14 protein-coding genes are annotated in these 18,229 nt (G+C 68.1%); 9 read left to right on the top strand and 5 right to left on the bottom strand.

Annotated features, from left to right (window positions below; translation table 11 throughout):
* Positions 1-46: 46 nt before the first annotated feature.
* Positions 47-1,597, top strand: a complete 1,551-nt coding sequence (locus MAE01_RS11445; protein WP_147039689.1) for a dolichyl-phosphate-mannose--protein mannosyltransferase — start codon at positions 47-49, stop codon at positions 1,595-1,597.
* 35 nt (positions 1,598-1,632) lie between these two features.
* Entirely contained in the window at positions 1,633-2,223 is a 591-nt protein-coding gene (locus MAE01_RS11440; protein ID WP_147039688.1) for an HAD-IA family hydrolase, read from the top strand.
* A 6-nt stretch (positions 2,224-2,229) separates the two neighbouring features.
* Here MAE01_RS11440 and MAE01_RS11435 read toward each other — a convergent pair whose 3' ends face one another.
* Positions 2,230-3,741: an HNH endonuclease signature motif containing protein gene (locus MAE01_RS11435; protein ID WP_186806222.1), complete on the bottom strand. Its 1,512-nt coding sequence runs from the start codon at positions 3,739-3,741 to the stop codon at positions 2,230-2,232.
* Positions 3,742-3,852: 111 nt separating this feature from the next.
* Here MAE01_RS11435 and MAE01_RS11430 point away from each other — a divergent pair, with 111 nt between their 5' ends.
* Positions 3,853-4,305, top strand: a complete 453-nt coding sequence (locus tag MAE01_RS11430; RefSeq protein WP_147039686.1) for a hypothetical protein — start codon at positions 3,853-3,855, stop codon at positions 4,303-4,305.
* A 6-nt stretch (positions 4,306-4,311) separates the two neighbouring features.
* Here MAE01_RS11430 and MAE01_RS11425 read toward each other — a convergent pair whose 3' ends face one another.
* From MAE01_RS11425 to MAE01_RS11415, 3 genes are all read right to left on the bottom strand, one after another.
* Positions 4,312-6,114 carry a thioredoxin domain-containing protein gene (locus tag MAE01_RS11425; RefSeq protein ID WP_147039685.1) on the bottom strand — a complete coding sequence of 601 codons (1,803 nt, stop codon included), beginning with the start codon at positions 6,112-6,114 and terminating at the stop codon, positions 4,312-4,314.
* A gap of 126 nt (positions 6,115-6,240) precedes the next feature.
* Entirely contained in the window at positions 6,241-6,807 is a 567-nt protein-coding gene (gene msuE, locus MAE01_RS11420) for an FMN reductase (RefSeq protein ID WP_147039684.1), read from the bottom strand.
* 91 nt (positions 6,808-6,898) lie between these two features.
* Entirely contained in the window at positions 6,899-7,735 is an 837-nt protein-coding gene (locus MAE01_RS11415) for an aldo/keto reductase (protein WP_147039683.1), read from the bottom strand.
* 54 nt (positions 7,736-7,789) lie between these two features.
* Here MAE01_RS11415 and hrpA point away from each other — a divergent pair, with 54 nt between their 5' ends.
* Positions 7,790-11,788, top strand: coding sequence for an ATP-dependent RNA helicase HrpA (gene hrpA / locus MAE01_RS11410; RefSeq protein WP_147039682.1), 3,999 nt, complete (start codon positions 7,790-7,792; stop codon positions 11,786-11,788).
* 124 nt (positions 11,789-11,912) lie between these two features.
* On the top strand, positions 11,913-12,857 hold the full coding sequence (locus MAE01_RS11405; RefSeq protein WP_147039681.1) for a quinone oxidoreductase family protein: 945 nt from the start codon (positions 11,913-11,915) through the stop codon (positions 12,855-12,857).
* Positions 12,858-12,867: 10 nt separating this feature from the next.
* On the opposite strand, the gene MAE01_RS11400 is transcribed toward MAE01_RS11405, so the two are convergent.
* Positions 12,868-13,224 carry a winged helix-turn-helix transcriptional regulator gene (locus MAE01_RS11400; RefSeq protein WP_147039680.1) on the bottom strand — a complete coding sequence of 119 codons (357 nt, stop codon included), beginning with the start codon at positions 13,222-13,224 and terminating at the stop codon, positions 12,868-12,870.
* A gap of 117 nt (positions 13,225-13,341) precedes the next feature.
* On the opposite strand from MAE01_RS11400, the gene MAE01_RS11395 reads away from it, so the two are divergent.
* The 4 genes from MAE01_RS11395 to MAE01_RS11380 all read left to right on the top strand — a co-directional run bounded on the left by MAE01_RS11395 (position 13,342) and on the right by MAE01_RS11380 (position 18,221).
* Complete coding sequence (locus MAE01_RS11395; RefSeq protein WP_147039679.1) at positions 13,342-13,983, top strand: NADPH-dependent F420 reductase; 642 nt, start codon at positions 13,342-13,344, stop codon at positions 13,981-13,983.
* A gap of 29 nt (positions 13,984-14,012) precedes the next feature.
* On the top strand, positions 14,013-15,050 hold the full coding sequence (locus MAE01_RS11390) for an LLM class flavin-dependent oxidoreductase (protein ID WP_147039678.1): 1,038 nt from the start codon (positions 14,013-14,015) through the stop codon (positions 15,048-15,050).
* Between the two features lie 188 nt (positions 15,051-15,238).
* A complete protein-coding gene (locus MAE01_RS11385; RefSeq protein ID WP_147039677.1) occupies positions 15,239-16,621 on the top strand; it encodes an LLM class flavin-dependent oxidoreductase in 1,383 nt (460 codons plus the stop codon).
* Between the two features lie 58 nt (positions 16,622-16,679).
* Positions 16,680-18,221 (top strand): ABC transporter substrate-binding protein, encoded by a 1,542-nt coding sequence (locus MAE01_RS11380; protein WP_222591676.1) that lies wholly within the window; start codon positions 16,680-16,682, stop codon positions 18,219-18,221.
* Positions 18,222-18,229 lie beyond the last annotated feature (8 nt).

The raw sequence follows: 18,229 nt of genomic DNA, 5'->3' as shown, positions 1-18,229 counted from the left end.
GTCCTGAGCCGGCGGGAGGATGAGCGGCACGCCTTAGGCTTATGCCGTGTCTGCGCCCGTGCCTCTGCTGCCGCCTCCGGAGACGCGCCTGACGGTATGGGGGCGGGTACGCGACCGGGTCCTGCTCGATCCGGAGTGGAGCCGCGTCATCCGCTGGCTCGCGCCGCTGGTGATCACGGCGCTCGCTGCCGTGCTGCGGCTGGCGAATCTGGCGCACCCGCAGACCCTGGCGTTCGACGAGACGTACTACGTCAAGGACGCCTGGTCGCTCTGGGTTCTCGGCTACGAGGGAACCTGGGCCGACGGCGCGAACGAGGCGTTCATGACCGGCGACACGAGCACGCTGAGCGATGCCGGCAGCTACGTGGTGCACCCGCCGCTGGGCAAGTGGCTGATCGCGCTCGGCATGGGCGCGTTCGGTATGGGCAACAGCGCCGCATGGCGACTGCCGGTGGCGCTGATCGGCACGGCGACCGTGCTCCTGGTCTACTTCGTCGCCAAGGAGCTGACCCGTTCGATCGTCGCGGCGAGCGTCGCAGGCCTTCTGCTCGCGATCGATGGCCTGAGCATCGTCATGAGCCGTATCGGGTTGCTCGACGGCATCCTCACGTTCTTCATCCTGCTGGGATTCCACTTCATCCTCCTGGACCGGCGGCGTTCGATTCCGCTGGTGGAACGCGCGCCCGACGACGATCGGGAGTACCTGTGGGGTCGCATCGTCTGGCGCCGCCCATGGGTGATCGCGGCAGGTGTCGCGCTGGGCGCGGCGACCGCCGTGAAGTGGTCGGGACTGTACGCGCTGGCGGGACTCGGCATCTACCTCGTGGTCACGGACGCGCTGGCCCGGCGACGTGCCGGCGTCGCGTACTGGCCGATGGATGCCGTCGCCAGGCAGGGCGTGGTCTCGTTCCTGCTGCTGGTGCCGGTGGCCTTCATCACCTACCTCGCCTCATGGACCGGCTGGCTCGTGACCGCCGGTGGTTATGACAGGCGGTCCGACGCCAACCCGCTCGTCGCGCTGTGGAACTATCACGAGTCGATCTACGGGTTCCACGTCGGTCTCAGTTCTGGGCACACCTACTCCAGCCCGGCGTGGCAGTGGCCGTTCCTCGTCCGTCCGACCGCCGTGTGGGTCGGCGACGACCCGAGCTGCGGCACCGGCCACTGCATGTCGGTGATCTCCACCGTGCCGAATCCGCTGATCTGGTACGCCGGCGTCGCCGCGGCGATCTACCTGCTGTACCGGCTGGTGCGCGGGCTCATCGAACGCCGGCCGATGCCGTGGACGTACGGTCTCCCGCTGGTCGGCCTCGGTGTCACATACGTGCCGTGGCTGCTGTACCCGGAACGCACGATCTTCCAGTTCTACACGGTGGTGATGGTGCCGTTCCTCGTGCTGGCGCTCGTGCTCGCGCTGCGGGATGTCGCCGGCCGCCGCGACGATCCGCTGTACCGTCGGCAGGCCGGCGAACGCACCGTGATGGTGTTCCTCGTCGCCGTCGTGCTGGTCTCGGCGTTCTTCTACCCGGTCTGGACGGGCATGAGCGTGCCGTACGAGTTCTGGCTCATCCACAACTGGCTGCCGACCTGGGTGTAGCGCACGTCGCGCGCCGAACCTGAGATCATCGACCCATGCTCCGAGCCGTACTCTTCGACCTCGATGGCGTGATCCGGCACTTTGCAACCGATCACATCGCGGCGGTCGAGCAGCGCCACTGCATCGAACCGGGAACCATCGCACGATTCGCGTTCGCAGACGACGTGCTCGAGCCTGTCATCACCGGCGTAGTCACGCGTGCGGCCTGGATCGAGCAGATCGGCGCGCATCTCGGCAATGCCCGCGCCGCAGTCGAGTGGGGTCGGACGCCGTCCGAAGTCGACTGGGAGATGATCCGCGTCGTGAAGAAGATTCGCGGGGCAGGATGGCGTACTGCGATCCTGACCAACGGCACCGACACCGTGGAGGCAGAGGTCGACGCGCTCGGGCTGACGCCGTACTTCGATCATGTGTTCAACTCGGCTCGACTCGGCTTCGCCAAACCTGACAGGCGAGCGTTCCAGCGTGTACTCGACAGGCTCGAACTGCCTGCGGCCGAGGTCTTCTTCACGGATGACTCGCCGAGCAAGCTCGCGGGAGCAGAGGCGCTGGGCATGCCGACGCATCACTTTCGCGGGGCGCCAGACCTTCGAACCGCGCTGCGGATCCTCGGCATCGACGCCTGATCGGGCTCAACCGGGCACAGTTGGTCGCCGGTGCGGACTTCGCGTTCGGTGCCAGTGCTGGTGGGGGTCCCACCACGCCGGGCCCCGCACTTCCGGCACACCACGGTTCATGCGGACCACCCACTCGGTCAGATGAAGTGTGCGGTGATGGAACCAGCACAGCAGCACGCCGTTGTCAGTATGAGTCGGACCGCCGTCCGCGTGCTCGTCGACGTGATGGATCTCGCACCACGTCGCGGGGATCGTGCAACCGGGAATGATGCATCCGCCGTCACGGGCGGTGATCGCGCGGCGCTGCAGCGCGTTGAAGATGCGACCGGTCGTGCCGATCGAGACGATGCGGCCGTTTTCGTCGAACAACACGCGCTGGACACCACCCGCGCATGCGGTCTGCGCCGCGACCCGCTGCGGGATCAGGTCGCCTGTGTGAGCGACCTGCGCCCACCCCGTACCGGAGGCGTAGTCCTCTGGGGCGGTCGAGATGACGAGCGTCGGCGCCGCACCGCCGAGGTGCGGGAACAGATCGGTGCGAGCTGCGGTGTTCAGAATCGACGCCAGCGCGTCATGCTGCTTCTGCGCGCGGGTGCGCGTATCTCTGAACTCGAGGTCGTCGGGTGCATGATCCACCGCGAGCCCACAGGCACAATCCTCTGAATGGGTGCCGGCACCGCAGTGCCGATCGGGGTCGAGCTCGTGCGACGGCTCGAACCGCACGCCGGTCTGTTCGGGATTCTCCGGACCCTCCACGCGGGGATTGAGAATGGAGTCGAGAAGCAGACTGAGCTGGCCGGCGACCTCCGGGAGCAGACCGCCGTGAACCGGTGCGAGCCCGTCGGCGCGAACCCGCCCGATCGTGAACGATCGTCCGCACATCGCGATGTCGTCGGTGGGCTCGGCGCCGTCGGGGTCGAGGTAGGCGGCGATCACCTGCGCGAACACGCGAAGGTCTTCCGGAAGCGGCAACGGGCGAGGCGCAGCCTCGGGCACAGCGTCAGCCTCCACTCCGCAGGCGAGGTCCGCGAGCTGCCGGTCCGCTTCGACGCGCGCGTCTGCGGTGAGGCGTCGCGCGGAGCGCTCGATCGGATCGGTCGCCGCGACCAGACCGGCAAGACCGAGTTCGCCGCCGACCAGAGCGTCGCGCAGAGCCTGATAGCGCGCGGGGAGGAACGACCCCTCGGTGAAGCTCCTGTCGCGGCGCACGTGTCCTGCCGCCTTCACCAACTGCGTGGCCTGCCGAGAGTCGGAGCCGATCAGCATCCGTACGAGATCGGCGGGCCGCGAGCAGCCGTAGGCCAACGTCATCTTGTCGTCGCACATGCCTTCGGAGCGGTCGCGCACCTGCACCGTCGCCTCGATCTGCACCCCCTCCAGACGCCGCTGAATGCGCCCAGTCGTCGCCAGCACGTCGGCGATCTCGACAGCGGACAGCTCGGGGATCGCTTCGTCGGCGAAGGCATCGCACGCTGCTGAGTCAAGGTTCTCCTCGATCTCTCTCAGCTGAGCGACGATGCTGTTCATACCTCCATTCAACAGGGGGCCACCGACATTACGAGCCGCATTTTCGGGCCGATCAAGGAAGAAATTCCGAGAATCGTCCTCGATGTCGGAGGCACTCAGGATCATGAACGCATGAGCACGCAGCGACCGCACATCGACGAGATCCTGACCGCTTTCCTGAGCGCGCAGCTCAAGAACAAGACGGGGCTGCGCCGACGACGAATCGTCACGGCCGAAGTGCAGTTGCGCCGCTGCATGGAGACCGACGGTCACCGTATCCTCACCGACGGCGACCGGTCCGTGCTCGAGCTCGAGCAAGAGATCAGTCCGGAGAGCGCCTTCGCCCGAACGATGTTCGCCGACGATCTGCTGTTCGCGCTCGGCATCTACGTGTCCGAACCATGGTTGTTACCCGACCGCATCGATCGCGACGTTCAGCTGCGCTTCGCCGAGGCGCTCTCCGCTCAGCTGATCTCCTGGCGCCTGATAGATCAGTGGGACTTGAGCTGCGCGATCCTCGAGGTGCGCGGATCGATTCGCCGGGCCAAACTCGAGCAACGTGCACGCACACGCACCCCGCGATGACCGGTCTCAGCGCCGGCGCGTCAATTCCGAGGCAGCCGCAACCGGCAGCCGGCACACGAATGCCCGGCAGTCGTACGCCAGCTCCGCGGCGGCGGACTTCCCGGCGAACAGCTCGAACCCGGCATCCTCGAACGCCTGCGCCTGCGCGGGAGAGACGACCGCGATGACATCGGCATCCAGCCGTCGGGATGCCGCGGCGAGCGCACTCGCGCGATCTTCCGTCACCACGACTACCTGGCGAGGTGGCTCCGCCAGACCCGCCGCGACGCCCAGTAGAGAGCCGTGCCCGAACGGATGCTGCAGAGCGGATGCCGCGTGCGCCCGGACCTGCTCTTCGGCGGCGGCGCGATAACTCTCACCCGCGCCCAGCCGCCAGGCGGTGAGGGCGGCGACGGCCAGCGCGGAGACTCCGGACGGCAGGTCGCCATCCGTCTGGTCTGGGGCGGCGACGACGCCGTGCGCGGCCAGCACTGGATCACCCTCGGCGCCTGAGGCGATCAGGTCGTCGAGGATCGCACGACCCTCCACGGCCCACGTCGCATCCCCGGTCGCCACGGCGAGCGCGAACAGACCGGCCGCCAGCAATCCCAGATCGACCAGCGTCGCCACTGCAGCGGACGCCTGCCCGTCGAGCGAAGATCGCACGAGCCGCCCTTCCTGCGACCGGTTCACCCGCAGCACGAAGTTCGCGGCCTCGGCGGCAGCAGCCACCCACGAATCCTCCCCCAGCGCGGCACCCGCCCGCGCGAGCGCAGCGATCGCGAGACCGTTCCAGGCGGTGATGACCTTGCCGTCGACCACCGGCGGCTCGAGACCTGCCCGCTCAGGAACCGGTCGCAGGTAGTAGCCGCCCTCGCTTCGCGCCCCGTCGATCACCGATTCGGAATCCTGTGCGGCACCGAAACCCGCGCCGTCCCGCCGAAGCACGTCGAGCAGAAAGTCCGCGATCCCCCGCGCCGTCCCTTCGTCGCCGGCCCGCAGCGCGACATCGAGCAGCTGCGCGTTGTCGGTCAGCATCCGCTCGTAATGCGGCACGGTCCAGTCCCGCTGCGTCGCGTAGCGGAAGAAGCCGCCGTCCGCGTCGCGCAGATCCGAGGCCGCCATGGCCTTCAGCGCGCGTTCGGAAGCGGCCGCGGCGTCCGGTGCCTCGCGGCGCACAGCCGGCTGCTGCAGGAAGCCGAGCGTCGTCGCCACAGGGAACTTCGGCGCTCCTCCGAAGCCGCCGAACATGGCATCCTCGCGGGCGGCGATCGCCTCCGCGGCGCCCGCCAGCGACGCGGCGGTCGGCAGATCGGAGGGCGTGGTCTCGGCGGCTTGCGCGAGCGCTGCGGCGACGGCATCCGCCGATTCGATCGCCTGCTCGCGGCGCATCGTCCAGGCCTCCTGCACGGCGGCGAGCACGTCTGGGAAGCCCGGCATCGGGCCGCGCGCCTCCGGCGGCCAGTATGTGCCGGCGTAGAACGTGCGCCCCTGCGGCGTCGCGAACACCGTCAGCGGCCAGCCGAGATTCTGCGTGAACGCCGATGCCGCCGCCATGTATGCGCCGTCGACGTCGGGATGCTCCTCCCGATCGACCTTGACCGCAACGAACTTCGCATTGATCTCCGCAGCGATCTCCGGCGATGAGAACGACTCGCGCGCCATCACGTGGCACCAGTGACACGTCGAATATCCGATCGAGATGAGCAGCGGCACGTCCCGGCGCTGCGCCTCTGCGAACGCATCCGCTCCCCACGGCCACCAGTCGACCGGGTTGTCGGCGTGCGCGCGCAGATACGGGCTGAGCGTCTCGGCGAGGCGATTGGTCATGCCCGACACGCTACGCGCGTCGGGACCTGGTCGCCCGCCCGTGCTGGACGAGTTCAGCTGGTTCTGAGCGCGGTGTGATCGACGGAAAGCATCCCGCGTGCGTGCCGACGCACGGTGCGCCGCGTCTCAGACCAGGGCCTCCACCGAGCGCGATGCGGCGTAGCCGACCAGCGGCAGCGCGCGGTCGGCCGCGAGCGCGATGCGGGCCTCGAGCAATTCGGAGTTCACCCGGTACCCGTCGAAGTCGGTGTTGCTGGCGTAGACGCCGACCGGCAGCGTCAGCGCCTGGAAGAACGCGAACAGCGGCCGCAGCTGGTGCTCGATCATCAGCGCGTGCCGCTCCCCTCCGCCGGTCGCCGCGAGCAGCACCGGCTTGCCGACGAGATCGTACTGCCCGACGAAGTCGAACAGGTGCTTGAACAGCCCAGTGAACGATGCACGGTAGACCGGGCTGCCGACGATCAGCAGGTCGGCCTGCTCGATCGCGACGAGCTGCTCCTCCACGTGCGGCGGAAGCCCGTCGCGCTGCAGAGCACCGGCGAGCGAGGGGCCGATCGCGGTGAGTTCGATGAGCTGCACCTCGGCGTCGGCGCGCTCGGCGACGGCGTCCGCGATCGCGCGGATCAGTGCGGTCGTCTTGCTGGGCTCGTGGAGCGAACCGGAGACGGCGACGATGCGGTACGGAGCTGTCATGCAGGCGACGCTAGCGACGATGACGCCCTGCGTCGCATGCAGCGACACAGGGCGTCATCGAACGCAATGCAGCGTCTCGGAGAGCGATGTCTCAGTTGAACTCGTTCGGGTGGCTGCCCACGCGGCCGGAGCCGTCCAGGGGGTCGAGGCCGTCGATCGCCGAGATCTCGACGTCGCTGAGGGTGAAGTCGAACACGTCGAGGTTCTCGCGGAGGCGCTCGATCCGCACCGACTTCGGGAACACGATGTTGCCCTTCTGCAGGTGCCAGCCGAGCACGATCTGCGCGGGCGTCTTCTCGTGCGCCGCAGCCGCATCGGCGACGGCCGGGGTGCCGAACAGGTCGTATTTGCCCTGGCCGAGCGGCCCCCACGCCTCGATGCGGACGCCGTGGTCGGCCGCCCACGCGGTGACCTCGCGCTGCTGGTAGGCGGGATGCAGCTCGATCTGGTCGACGGCGGGCGTGACGCCGGTCTCCTTGACGACGCGCTCGAGGTGCTCCACGAGGAAGTTCGAGACGCCGATGCTGCGCGTCAGCCCCTGCTCGCGCAGCTCGATGAGCTTCGCGAACGCGTGCACGTAGTTGTCCTTGGCGGGCGTCGGCCAGTGCACGAGGTAGAGGTCGACGTGCTCGAGGCCGAGCTTCCCGAGGCTCTCGGCGATCGCCGCATCCGGCTCGTCGCCCTCGTGGCGGTCGTTCCACAGCTTCGTGGTGATGAACAGCTCGTCACGCGCGATGCCGCTCTTGGCGATCGCGGCGCCCACGCCCTCTTCGTTGCCGTAGATCGCGGCGGTGTCGATGTGGCGGTAGCCGACCTCGAGCGCCTCGCTCACCGTGCGCTCGGTGTCAGCGGGGTCGACCTTGAAGACCCCGTAGCCGAGCTGAGGAATCGTGCGTCCGTCATTGAGAGTGATGAGGGGAATCGTCATCCCGCCAGCGTACAACCTGTGATGACAAGTCCGATCGTCATACGATGGAGGGCTATGTCTTCGCCATTGATCTCCTATCCCCCGGAGCTGCCGGTCAGCGCTGCTCGGGAGGAGATCGCCGCCGCCATCCGCGACCATCAGGTCGTCGTCGTCGCCGGTGCCACCGGGTCGGGCAAGACGACGCAGCTGCCGAAGATCTGCCTCGAGCTCGGGCGCACCAGCATCGCTCACACGCAGCCCCGGCGCCTCGCCGCCCGCACCATCGCCGAGCGCGTGGCTGAGGAGCTGCAGGTCGAGCTGGGCGGACTCGTCGGCTACAAGGTGCGCTTCACCGATCAGGTGTCGGCCGACACGAAGATCGCGCTGATGACCGACGGCATCCTGCTGAACGAGATCCATCGCGACCGGCTGCTGCGCCGCTACGACACCATCATCATCGACGAGGCGCACGAGCGCTCGCTGAACGTCGACTTCCTTCTGGGATACCTCACCCGCATCCTCCCCGAGCGGCCGGACCTGAAGGTCATCATCACCTCGGCCACGATCGACCCGGAGAGCTTCGCGAAGCACTTCGCCGCCCCTTCGACCGGCTCAGGGACCGATCCGGTTCCGGCGCCGGTCATCGAGGTCTCCGGACGCACCTATCCGGTCGAGATCCGGTACCGCGGGCCCTCCGAGGAGGACGAGGAGGATGCGAACGAGGATGAGGTGTCCGCGATCGTCGCAGCCCTACGTGAACTCGATCGCGAGGCACCGGGCGACGTTCTCGTCTTCCTGCCGGGCGAGGCGGAGATCCGGGATGCCGCGGATGCCGTCCGCGCCGCGTACGCGTCGACCAAGGCGCCGGTCGAGGTGCTCCCCCTGTACGGGCGGTTGTCCGCCGCCGAGCAGCACCGGGTGTTCGAAAAGAGTCGTGTGGCGGGTCTGCGCCGCCGCGTCATCCTCGCCACGAACGTCGCCGAGACGAGCCTCACGGTCCCCGGCATCAAGTACGTCGTCGACACCGGCACCGCCCGCATCTCGCGGTACAGCAACCGCTCCAAGGTGCAGCGACTGCCGATCGAGCCGATCTCGCAGGCATCGGCGAACCAGCGGTCCGGACGCGCCGGCCGCACCAGCGACGGCATCGCGATCCGCCTGTACGGCGAGGAGGACTTCGAGAAGCGCGCGGAGTTCACCGAGCCCGAGATCCTGCGCACCTCGCTCGCCTCGGTCGTGCTGCAGATGCTGTCGCTCGGCTTCGGCGACATCACCGCGTTCCCGTTCCTCACACCTCCCGACTCGCGCGGCATCAAGGCCGCGTTCGATCTGCTCACCGAGCTCGGCGCCGTTGACACCACTCGCGACACCCCCAGACTGACGAAGATCGGCCGCGACATCTCGCGGATGCCGATCGACCCGCGCTTCGCGCGCATGCTTCTGGAGGCCCAGCGCACCGGCGTCGCCGGTGATGTCCTCGCGATCGTCGCCGGCCTCACGATTCAGGACGTGCGCGAGCGTCCGTCGCAGGACGCCCCTCAGGCGGTGCGGGATGCCGCAGACCGGATGCACGCACGCTTCGCGGACCCGACCAGCGACTTCCTGGCCGTCCTGAACCTGTGGAACCACCTGCGCGAACAGCAGCGCGAGCTCGGCTCCAGCGCGTTCCGGCGGCTGTGCCGGTCGGAGCATCTGAACTACGTGCGCGTGCGCGAATGGTTCGACGTGCACCGGCAGCTCCGATCCCTCGTGCCGAAGCAGAAGGACGGGAAGGACCGGCTTCGACCCCCTTCGGCCGCTCAGCCCGTTTCGTCTTCGGCGGCTGCGCCGTCTTCGCTCAACGACCCGCACGGCAAGACGTCCGGCGCACCCCAGGACGGCCACGCCAACGGCGATGCCATCCATCGCGCGCTCCTGTCAGGGCTCCTGTCGCAGATCGGCATCCTCGACGAGCGCAACGTCACGAGCGCCAACAAGGGCAAGGACAAGAAGGACAAGCGCCGCATCGCGGAGTACCGTGGCGCGCGCGGCATCCGGTTCTCGATCTTCCCGGGATCCGGGCTGCGCAAGCAGAGCCCGCGTGCCGTGATGGCCGCCGAGATCGTCGAGACCTCGCGCACCTTCGCCCGCACCGTCGCGGCGATCGATCCGGCGTGGGCCGAGTCCCTCGCGGGCGACCTCGCCAAGCGCCAGGTGTCAGAACCGCACTGGTCGAAGGATGCCGGCGCCGCCGTCGCCTATGAGAAGGTGACGCTGTTCGGGGTGGAGATCATCCCCCGCCGCCGCATCCAGTTCGCGCGCATCGACCGGGCGGCGTCCCGCGAGCTGTTCGTGCGGCATGCCCTGGTCGAGGGCGAGTGGGATCCGGGGCGGATCGACAAGCGCGTCAGCGCATTCTGGCGCAGCAACCTCGAACTGCGTCGACGCCTGGAGAAGCTCGAGGAGCGTGAGCGGCGTCGCGACATCCTCGCCGGCGACGAGGCAGTGTTCCGGTTCTACGACGAGCGCATCCCCGCCGACGTGTTCGACGTCCGCTCGTTCGAGAACTGGTGGCGCGGGGCGCTGCAGCAGACGCCCAAGCTGCTGGTCATGCGCGAGAGCGACCTCATCGAGGACGACGATCGCGCGGACAAGGACGAGTTCCCCACGCGCTGGACGCAGGGCGATCAGGTGCTCGGCCTCGCCTACCGGTTCGAGCCGGGCGCGGCGGATGACGGCGTGAGCGTCGTCGTCCCGCTCGCGCTGCTGGCTCAGATCGAGGATCGCGGATTCGACTGGCAGGTGCCGGGTCTGCGGGCCGAACTCGTCACCGCGCTGCTGCGCGCGCTGCCGAAGGCGATCCGCAGGCACGTCGTTCCCGCTGCCGACTGGGCCGACAAGTTCGGCGAGGTGCTCGCGGAACAAGGCCCCGAGCGCTACGAAGGCTTCCCCGAGCGATCGTTGAAAGAGGCGCTCGCCCGCCTCATTCAGCCGCTCGCCAACCAGCCGGTGTCGGCCGCGGACTTCGACGACGAACGCGTGCCGGGGCACCTGCGCATGAACTTCCGCGCCGTCGACGAACGCGGCCGCGTCGCCGAATCCGCGCGGGACCTCGGCGAACTGCAGCGGTCGCTGTCGGATCGCGCGCGGGCGAGCGTGGCACGGTCCATCTCGCGGCCGACGGCTGCAAGGCGTGCGAAGCCCGACGTGACGGCGGTTGCTGCGGCATCCACTTCTATTGAGAAGTCCGGCCTCACGAACTGGACGTTCGCGGACCTGCCGCAGGTGCTCGACACCAGGGTCGCGGGCGGCGTCGTGCGCGGCTACCCGGCGATCGTCGACCAGGGCAAGACCGTCGCTGTGCGCGTGGAGGCGACAGCGGATGCCGCGGAGAAGGCGACGCGCGGCGGTGTGATGCGGCTGGTACTACTGAACGTGCCGTCGCCCGCGTCGTACGTGCAGGAGCACCTCACCTCCCAGGAGAAGCTCGCGCTGGCGGCGTCGCCGTACTCGTCGGTCGCGGCGCTCATCGAAGATGCCCGCACAGCCGTCGTGGGTGCGCTCCTGCCGTGGGCCACGATCCGCACCGAGTCCGCATTCGCCGCGGCGCGGGATGCCGTCAATGCGAAGCTCGTGGACGACCTGTTCCAGACCGTGTCGCTCGTCGCCCGCGTCCTCACGAAGTCACGCGACGTCGAGCGCGGCATCAAGTCGCAGAACTCGCTCGCACTCCTCGGTCCGCTGAACGACATCCGCTCGCAGCTCAGCGGCCTGCTGCATCCCGGGTTCATCTCGGCGGCGGGCACCGAGCGGCTCGCACACTTCCCCCGGTATCTCGACGGCATGCTCGACCGGCTGAAGACGCTCGAGAACGAGCCCGGCCGGGATCGCGCGCGCATGACCGAGTACGAGCGCGTCGCGCAGGCGTATGAGGATGCCGGCGGCACGATCCCGCTGCCCGCGGACGCACCCGCGGGGCTCACCGAGATCCGCTGGCTGCTCGAGGAGTACCGGATCAGCGTGTTCGCGCAGCGGCTGGGGACTGCTCAGCCGGTGTCTCCGCAGCGCATCCAGAAGGCCCTGCGCGAGATCTGACCCTCCCCGTGCACGACTTCGGATCACAGCGCCAACACGCCGCCTCGTGACCTGCACAGCTCAGCGTGTCGGGCGCGGCAGCCGAAGTTGTGCGCGGCGCGAGGGGCGCGGGTAGCCTGGCGGCATGGCTCGCGCGATCGTCTACACAGAACTCGGTTCCCCTGACGTCCTCCAGCTCGTGGAGATCCCGGACCCCGTCGCTGGTCCGGGCGAGGTGGTGGTCCGCATCGAGGCGGCGGGGGTGAATCCGCTCGATGCGAAACGGCGCAGCGGCAGGCGGCCGATGCCTCCGATCACCGAGCCGCGCCGCGTCGGGTTCGACGGCGCCGGTGTGGTCGAGTCGCTTGGCGACGGCGTGACCGGGTTCGCCGTCGGAGACCGCGTGGCGATCCGTGACGCCGTCGGCACGTACGCGACGCACATCGCCATCGCCGCCGACCGCCTGTACCCGCTCCCCGATTCGGTGACCGCAGCCGAGGCGGCCGGACTCGCCATCCCGGTCGGCACCGCCTACCAGTGCCTGCGCTCGCTTGAGGTCGGCGAGGGAGACATCCTGCTCGTTCACGCCGGCTCCGGTGCCGTCGGTCAGGCCGCGATCCAGTTCGCCGTCGCATGGGGAGCGACGGTCGTGGCCACCGCGAGCCCCTCGCGCCACGAGCAGGTGCGCGAGCTCGGCGCGATTCCGGTCGCCTACGGCGAGGGCCTGACCGACCGCGTCCGCGAGGCGGTCGACGGCGATATCACCGTCGCGCTCGACTGCGCGGGCACCGACGAGGCCATCGAGACCTCGCTCGAGCTCGTGGCCGACCGGAACCGGATCGCCACGATCGTGCGCGGACCGGATGCCGCCGACTTCGGCATCCGCGCGTTCAGCGGCGGATCGCCCGAGCCGCTCACCGCGCAGGAGATCGCCTGGCGCGCCGAGGGCGTCGCCGTCGCGATCGATCTGATCGCGAGCGGCGACTTCCAGGTGGAACTGGGCGCCGAGCTGCCGCTGAGCGAAGCCGCCGAGGCGCACCGGCTGATCGAGGCGCACGAGGCACGCGGCAAGATCACGCTCGTGCCGTGAGGCACCGCCGTCATCGATTGGCGGTCGTGATCGCGCTCGCCGGAGTCTGCTCCCATTTCTGGGACCACTGCACCAGCGGGTGAAGAATCTCGATCAGATCGCTGCCGGCCGGGGTGAGTCGATACAGGATCTGCACGGGCACCGTCGGGACGACCTCGCGGGCCACGAGCCCATGGGACTCCAGCTCACGCAGTCGAGCGGCGAGCAGACGGTCTGAGAGGCCATCGACGGATCCGATGATGCTCGAGAATCGGTCGGCGCCGCGGGACAGTGCCAGCAGGATCGCAGCATTCCATTTCTTGCCTGCCAGCTCTGCTGACTGACGGAACGCTCGGCAGAGTTCGTCGTCGATGTGCTGCGAATCCATCGTGGCCCCCCTCCGGCCCAACTAACTAATAGTAAGCAGCTTATCACCAACTAGCGACTTCAGAATCGGCGCCACAGACTTGAGAAACGGGTCGCGTACGACGGATGAGGAGTCACATTGACGACGGTTGCAGTTCTGGGTGTCGGGCGAGTGGGGTCGGCGGTGGCGCGCACGGCGCTGCGGGCGGGCTTCGACGTCCGCGTCGCGGGTTCCGGCCCCGCGGAGGACATCGCCTTGATCGCCGAGATCGTCATTCCTGGAGCCGTCGCCATGACGACAGCAGATGCCGTCCGCGATGCGGACATCGTCATCGTCGCGGTGCCGCTGCACAAGCATCACTCCGTCGACCCGGCTCCCCTGGCCGGCAAGGTGGTGATCGACGCCATGAACTGGTGGACGCCCGTCGATGGCGAGAGCGAAGAGTTCGAGCACGACGACACCCGCACGAGCGAGGTCGTGGCACAGCACTTCATCGGCGCTCGACTCGTCAAGACGCTCAATCACATCGGCTACCACGACCTCGAGGAGCACGGCGTAGACGTCGGCGCCCCGGGGCGACGCGCCCTCGCCGTGGCGAGCGACGACGAGGATGCCGCGCGGCTCGTGGCGACCATGATCGACCGCTTCGGATTCGACGCCGTCTACGCGGGACCGCTCCGCGCCGGCCGGGCCTTCGGTCCGGGCACACACATCTTCAACAGCATCCTGACCGCGGGCGAACTCGAAGCCGCGCTCCCGGCCCACGAAGTCGCGCTGTGAACCCGACCCTCACTACACAGGAGACCACCATGGAACTCGGCGCCTACAGCTTCGGCGACACGCAACGCGACGCGGACGGCACCCTCCGCTCGACCTCCGAGGCGATCGCCAACCTCTTCGAGGCGATCGTGCACGCCGATCGCGCGGGGCTCGACTACTTCGCGGTCGGCGAGCACCACACGTTCGAGATGCCGGCGTCCTCCCCCGGCGCGATGATCGCCGCCGCCGCGGGCGCGACGACGCAGATCCGGCTCGGCTCGGGTGTCAGCGTGATCAGCACGGATGACCCGGTCAGGGTGTTCCAGCAGTTCGCCACCGCCGATGGGATCTCGGGCGGGCGGGTCGAGATCACTGCCGGCCGCGGCTCATCAGTCGAGTCGTTCCCGCTGTTCGGATACGACCTGCGCGACTACGACCGGCTGTACGAGGAGAAGCTCGATCTGCTGACGCGGATCAACGACTCAGAGAGGGTCACGTGGCACGGCACGGTCCGACCCGAACTTGACGATCTTCCGGTCGTGCCTCGCCCGCTGAACGGGTCGCTGCCGATCTGGCTCGGAACCGGCGGCAGCGCGCCTTCGTCCGCTCGCGCCGGCCGACTCGGCCTGCCGATCAGCTACGGGATCATCGGTGGTGCACCTCATCGATTCGCGCCGCTCGCCGAGCTCTACCGGGCCAGCGCCGCGAAGGCGGGCCACACCGGCTCAGCGATCAAGGTCTCCGTCGCCGCGTTGGGCCTGGTCGCTCCAACCAAGAACGAGGCCCTCGAGCGCTTCTACCCCGGCTGGCGCAACCTCAACGCGTCGATGGCCAAGCTACGCGGCTGGGCAACGCCCAGCGACGACGACTACTACGCGCAGGCGCACGCGCCGGGCGCGTACTACGTGGGAGACCCCGACGACGTCGCGGAGCGCATCGTCCACCTGCACGGCTACATGGGGCACATGCGTCACTTCCTGCAGATGGATCTCGGCGGGCTGCCGCAGGAGCACCTGCTCGAGTCGCTCACACTGCTGGCCACCGAGGTGAAGCCGCGGGTGGAGAGGCTGCTGCTCGCCCGCGCGTGAGTCCTCCGCGCCGCGTCAGTCGCCCACGCCTCCTCGTCGCTGTCGGCGGTGGTTGGCAGCGACGCACGATATCGTGCCGCAAAACTTCGACGTCATCTGGCGTCACGTTGCCACACAGAATGACACGTAGCCCATAGGTCCGTTCGCTCCCCTCAGAATCGTCGAAAGCACGATGAGAGGAATCGAGCATGGCAAACGCGGCAGATCGACGTCAGATCAAATTCGGGGCGATCCTGACGGGTACCGGCGGCCCGGGCGACCAGCTCCGGTGGCTCGACCCGGAGATCCCCGGAGACGCCAGCGTCGACATCGACTGGTACATCGAGTACGCCCGCCTCGCGGAGAGGGCGAAGTTCGATCTCGTCTTCATCGTCGATAGCCAGTTCATCACCCCACACTCACCTCCTCACTATCTCAATCGCCTCGAGCCGCTGACGCTGCTGTCGGCGCTCGCGGTCGCGACCGAGCGCATCGGGTTGGTCGGTACGGCGACGACGTCCTACAACTCGCCGTACAACCTGGCCCGCCGTTTCGCTTCACTCGACCTCATCAGCCGGGGCCGCGCGGGGTGGAACGTCGTCACCAGCGGAGACGCCGGAACCGCGACCAACTACGGCCTGGACGAGCACTTCGACTACCCGACCCGGTATCGCCGCGCGGCCGAGCACATCGAGGTGTCTCAGGCGCTGTGGGACAGCTACGAGGACGATGCGTTCCCGCGCGACCGCGAGACGAAAGTGTTCCTCGACCCCGAACGGCAGCATCAGATCAACCATGACGGCGAGTTCTTCCGGGTGGCCGGACCGCTGAACATCCAGCGCTCCCCCCAGGGGCAACCCGTGATCTTCCAGGCCGGAGACAGCAACGACGGCAGGGACCTCGGAGGCCGTTACGCGGACGGGATATTCACCCACGCATCGAACATCCGCGACAGTCTCGCCTTCGCCGAGGACATCAGGGCACGCGCGGCCGCAGCCGGCCGCAACCCGCAACACGTGCTGATCCTTCCTGGTGCTCGAATCGTAGTGGGAGACACCGATGACGAGGCCCGGGCGATCGAACGCGCACAGCATGAGCTGAGCAACTCGTTCGATATCGCGTTGGCGGAGCTGGGGCGCCCGTTCGGCTGGCATGACTTCACCCAGTACGACTTGGATGCCCCGTTCCCGGATGTTCTGCACCTCGCGCAGCGCAGCTTCCGCACGAACGCCGAATCGATCGTGGCGTTCGCAGAGAAGGATTCTCTGACGCTTCGCCAGGTGGTCGAACGACTCTCGGCCTTCCGCCCTTCACCGTTCGTCGGCACGGCATCCACGGTCGCCGATCGACTGCAGGAGTGGTTCGAGTCCGGTGCCGTCGACGGCTTCAACGTCTATGTGTCTCATCCCGCACAGTTCCGTCGTTTCGTCGATGAGGTCGTGCCGATCCTGCAGGAGCGCGGTGTGCACCGCGCCGAGTACGAGGGCAAAACCCTGCGCGAGCACCTCGGGCTCCCCTTCCCCGCGAACCGCTACGCAGCGTCGACGGTCGTGGAGACGATCGCGGACGACACCTTGAGTGCCGTCCGCTGACACTTACTGAAACATCCAAATCCACGTCCCCCGAACCCGCACAGAAAGCAGAACGACCGTGACCAGATCCTGGCGCCCCTTCGCCGCAGCAGCCCTCGCAGTGACCCTCACCGCCGGCATGGTTGCCTGCGCCGGCGGGGACGGCAGCGATCCGGCGTCGAACGACGGTGAATCTGTACTCCGGTGGTCGCTCGGACTCCCGACGTCCTGGGATCCGGTCACGAGCCGCACAGGGTTCGACATCAACACTATCAGCCTCCCGTACGCATCGCTCACTCGCTTGGACGCGGACGGTGATGTAGAACCGAGCCTCGCCGAGTCGTGGGCGTATGACGAGACCGGCACCGCGATCACGTTCACCCTTCGGGACGACCTCACTTTCAGCGATGGCACTGTTCTGGATGCCGAGGCCGTGAAGGCTCACTTCGAACGAGGCAAGGAGCAGGCCGACTCGCATCTGCGCGATCAGCTTGCCGGTCTTGAGAGCGTCACCGCCGACTCCGAGACGGAAGTCACCCTGCACCTGAGCGACGTCGACTATCAGATCCCATACCTGGTCGCCGGGCGCACCGGCGCGATCGCCAGCCCCACCGCAGCCGAAGACCCGACGAAGCTCGCCGTCGCCCCTGTCGGGGCCGGCCCCTTCGTGCTGACGGAGTTCGTAGCCGAGTCTCACGCGACGTTCGTGAAGAACGACGATTACTGGGATGCCGACAACATCCACATCGACAAGTTCGAGCTGACGACAGCACTGGACGCTGCAACGGTCGTCTCCGCCGTGCAGTCCGGCTCGGTCGACGTCGCACGTCTGCCTGCCACTCAGATCGAGCAGGCCGAGGGCGCCGGACTGACCGTGACCGTCGCCGGAACCCTCGCGGCGAGCGACGCGTCGCTCAACCTCAACAAGGCACCGCTCGACGATCCTGCCGTGATCGAAGCCCTTCGTTACGCATTCGATCGTCAGGCGTTCGTCGACGCGGTCACAGCGGGCACGGGCACGATCACCCACCAGCCGTTCCCCGAGGGGTACGTCGCTTTCAATCCTGAGATCGAGGACATCTGGAGCTACGACCCGGACAAGGCCCGTCAGATCCTCGGCGATGCCGGGTACGAAGACGGTGAGCTCAGCATCGAGATCACTGCCCATGCCGGCAGCGAGATCGACGCGCAGCTCACCCAGTCGCAGCTGGCGGACATCGGAATCGGCTCCACCATCAGCCTGGTGCCGGCCGGTTCCACCACCTGGCAGGACGAGGTCTACGTCGCAAAGTCTCCGCAGCTCGCTCTCGACGGAACCATCGGCCGCGAGTCGCCGGTTGCCAATCTCTTGGCAACGTACGGCCCCGAGGGGATCATGAACCTCAGCGGTCCGCACTCATCCGACGAGTTCCTCGCCGCTCTGGATGCCGTACGTGCGACCCCGATCGATTCTCCGGAGTACCAGGAGACACTCTGGAACGCGGTGCGCGTAGGAGTCGAGCAGTCGCCGACGAACTACCTCTACAGCAGTCCGTGGGTGTTCGTTTCCCGCTCCACCGTGAGCGACCTCAATCTGCTTCCATCGCAGGTTCGCTGGGAAGGAGTGGAGGTCAGCGGCTGATCCCGCCG

The organism is Microbacterium aerolatum, assembly GCF_007988825.1.
In the GTDB taxonomy this organism is placed as follows: Bacteria; Actinomycetota; Actinomycetes; order Actinomycetales; family Microbacteriaceae; genus Microbacterium; species Microbacterium aerolatum.
Note: the sequence above shows the minus strand (reverse complement) of the source record. Positions and strands in the feature narration are given on the sequence as shown.